Genomic DNA, 537 nt, shown 5'->3' with positions numbered 1-537 from the left:
GGGAATCGCAAGTTTGTACACAGGCCGCACAGCTTTCGTCCGGGGGAAGCCCGAAAACGCTGCCGCGTCAAGAAAACAACGCGAGAATATTTCAAGTAGCTGATTAAAAGCATGTTTTTTTCGTCGTTGAAAAACTGCGCAATCTAACGGGAAGCCGCTTCTGACAGGGGATTGCGATAACTCTCTACGGTTTGTTCACAGAGTTATCCACAGGTTCTGTGAAAAACTGATGACAGCGCCCACCTGCCCGAACCGGCGTCGGTGTCAAGGGCGATATGGCCGTCCCGGACGTGCGGTCCGGGACGCGGCGGGCCGTCACGGGAAGGTGTGGACGAAGAACGATTTCACCCGGTGCTGCCAGTGCACCAGCCAGTGCGGTGAGCCGGTACCGCTGCCCGCCGGCTCCACCGCCGGGTGACGGGCGACGACCGCCTCGAGTACGTCCTCCTGTCCCGGGTCCAGGTCCACGAAGAACACGTGCCGGCCGTCGGCCAGTGCCTGCTCGAACCGGCGGAAACGCTGGTTCGGGGTCTCGAT

General features: G+C 60.5%; 1 pseudogene. It reads right to left on the bottom strand.

Going from position 1 to position 537, the window contains the following annotated elements:
• Positions 1-315: 315 nt before the first annotated feature.
• Positions 316-537 (bottom strand): annotated as a pseudogene (locus G7A99_RS24350) (NAD/FAD-utilizing enzyme); the annotation flags it as partial.

This window comes from Arhodomonas sp. KWT (genome assembly GCF_010993615.1).
This window is presented reverse-complemented; position numbering and strand designations above follow the sequence as displayed.